The organism is Streptomyces katrae, from assembly GCF_000966975.1.
GTDB classification, from domain to species: Bacteria; Actinomycetota; Actinomycetes; order Streptomycetales; family Streptomycetaceae; genus Streptomyces; species Streptomyces katrae.
In genome coordinates this window covers 1-2,810 of the sequence record NZ_JZWV01001460.1, presented here as the reverse complement: position 1 = coordinate 2,810, position 2,810 = coordinate 1, and the positions used below count along the sequence as shown (strand labels likewise).

General features: G+C 77.7%; 2 protein-coding genes. Both read left to right on the top strand.

Annotation, left to right across the window (positions count from 1 at the left end; translation table 11 throughout):
• The coding region (locus tag VR44_RS38305; protein ID WP_045952299.1) for a beta-ketoacyl reductase at positions 1 to 2,325 on the top strand (2,325 nt) is incomplete at its 5' end.
• 112 nt (positions 2,326 to 2,437) lie between these two features.
• A partial coding sequence (locus tag VR44_RS38300; RefSeq protein WP_045952298.1) for a beta-ketoacyl synthase N-terminal-like domain-containing protein occupies positions 2,438 to 2,810 on the top strand: 373 nt, incomplete at its 3' end.

Sequence of the window (2,810 nt, the reverse complement as noted above, 5' to 3'; positions counted from 1 at the left end):
GCCCTCGCCCACCTCCTCACCACGGGCGGCGGCCCCGCCGACCGCACCGCCTTCTTCGCCGGGGCGCCCACCCCCTTCGTGGACCTCCCCACCTACTCCTTCCAGCGCGCGTCCTACTGGCTCGACACCGCCACCACCCTCCCGGCCGCCGCCCGGGGCGCCGGCGACGCCCGCTTCTGGGCGGCCGTCGAGGCGGCCGACGCCGCCTCCCTGGCCGCCGCCCTGGACCTCGGTGACACCGGGGACGACGAGGCCTCGCTGGAGGCGCTGCGCGCCGCGCTCCCGCTGCTCGCCTCCTGGCGGGCCCGGGAGCGGGAGGCGTCGGCCTCGGCGGACTGGACTTACGGGGCGACGTGGACCCGGCTCGCGGAGGACCCGGCCCCGCCCGCCCTGTCGGGGACCTGGCTGGTGGCCGTACCGGCCGGGCACACGGCGGACGCCTGGACGGACTCGGTGGTCGCGGCGCTGACCCGGCACGGCGCCGAGGTGCTCGTACGGGCCGTGCCCGCGCACCCCGCGGGCCGGGCGGAGTACCGGGCGTTCCTCGCGGAGGCGGAGCGGGGCGCCCCGGCGCTCGCCGGGGTGCTGTCGCTGCTCGCCCTCGACACCCGGGACCGTACGGAAGGCTCCGCCGTCTCCGGCGGGCTCGCGGGGACGCTGCTGCTGCTCCAGGCCCTCGGCAACGCCTCCTCCCCGGCCCCGCTGTGGACGGTCACCCGGGGCGCGGTCGCGGCCGGCCCCGGTGAGCGGCCCGCCGACGCCCGGCAGGCGGAGGTGTGGGGGCTGGGCCGGGTCGCGGCGCTGGAGTGCCCGCAGTCGTGGGGCGGCCTGGTGGACCTGCCGCCGGAGGCGGTGGACACCCGGTCCCAGGACCGGCTGGCCGCCCTGCTGGCCGGGGACGGCGGAGAGGACCAGGCGGCGGTACGCGCCCAGGGCGTCCTCGGGCGCCGCCTGACCCGTACGGCTGCTCCCGCCGACGGCTGGAAGCCGCGCGGGACCGTCCTCGTCACCGGCGGGACCGGCGCCCTCGGCGCCCGCTTCGCCCGCTGGCTCGCCGGGAACGGGGCCACCCGGCTCCTCCTCACCAGCCGCCGCGGCCTGCGGGCGCCCGGAGCGCCCGAACTCCTCACGGAGCTCACCGCGCTGGGCGTGCCCACCACCATCGCCGCCTGCGACGCGGGCGACCGCGCCGCCCTGGAGGCGCTCCTCGCGACCGTCCCGGCCGACGAGCCGCTGACCGCCGTACTGCACACCGCCGGCACCCTGGACGACGGCCTGGTGGAGACCCTGACGCCCGACCGGTTCGAGTCCGTCCTGCGGTCCAAGGCCCTCGCCGCCCGCCATCTGGACGAGCTCACCCGGGACGCGGACCTGGACGCCTTCGTGCTGTTCTCCTCCGTCGCGGGCACGCTGGGCTCACCGGGGCAGGCCAACTACGCCGCCGCCAACGCCGGTCTGGACACGCTCGCCGAGCGGCGCCGGGGCCTCGGCCTGCCGGCCGTGTCGATCGCGTTCGGCGCCTGGGCGGGCGGGGGCATGGCCACCGACGGCACGGGCGAGGTGGACGGCCGGCTGGCCCGGGGCGGGGTGGTGCCGATGCGCCCCGAGCACGTGGTCCCGGCCGTCGCCAGGGCCGTCGCCTCGGGCGCCCCCACGGCCGTGATCGGCGACCTCGACTGGGAGAGGTTCGCCCGGGACTTCACCGCCGGCCGGCCGAGCGCCCTCCTCACGGGCGTCCCCGAGGCCGCCCGGGTGCTGGACGCCCTGGCCGCCGAACGCGGTGGCGGGGCGGCCGCGGACGCCGCCGCGGCCGGAGCGGGGCTGCGCGAGCGGATCGCCGCCCTGGCCCCCGAGAAGCGGACGGCGGCCCTGGTGGACCTGGTGTGCGTGCACACCGCGGTCGTCCTGGGGCACGCCGACAAGCGGACGGTCCAGCCGCACCGCACCTTCCGCGAGCTGGGCTTCGCCTCCCTGACCGCCGTCGAGTTCCGCAACCGGCTCGGCTCCGCCACCGGGTTGCGGCTCAGCCCCACGATGGTGTTCGACCACCCGACGCCGCTGGCCCTCGCCGGGCAGCTCCTCGCCGGCCTGGAGCTGGACGCGGACCCGGCCGCCGCGCTGATCGCCGACGTGGAGCGGCTGGAGCGCGCGGCCCTCGCGCTGGACGACGCGGACGGCACCCGTACGGAGCTCGCCGACCGGCTGCGCGTCCTGCTGGGGAAGATCGACCCGGCCGGGGCGGAGGAACCCGCCGCGCTGGAGCTCGACGACGCGGACGCCGGGGACGTCTTCGCCTACATCGACCAGAAGTACGGGGCCCTCTAGGGCCGTCCCCGCGCGGACGGCTCCCGTCCCCGTCCCCGGTCCCGTTTCTCCTCTCCCCCTCCACCACGCCTGCCCGCCACGCACCACCACACGAACCGGGTGACCTTCCAGCATGTCCAACACGCCCCAGACCGCCAACGAAGCGAAGCTGCTGCAGTACCTGAAGCGCGTCACCTCCGACCTGGACAGGGCGAACGACCGGCTGCGGGAGGTGGAGGCCACCGCGGGCGAGCCGATCGCCATCGTCGGGATGAGCTGCCGTTTCCCGGGCGGGGTGGAGTCTCCGGAGGACTTCTGGGAGTTGCTGGCGTCCGGGGCCGACGGCATCACCCCCTTCCCGGCCGACCGCGGCTGGGACCTCGACCGGCTCGTGGACGAGGACCCGGAGCGGACGGGTACCTCGTACGTCCGTGAGGGCGGGTTCCTGCGCGGGGCGGCCGAGTTCGACGCCGCCTTCTTCGGGATCTCCCCGCGCGAGGCCCTGC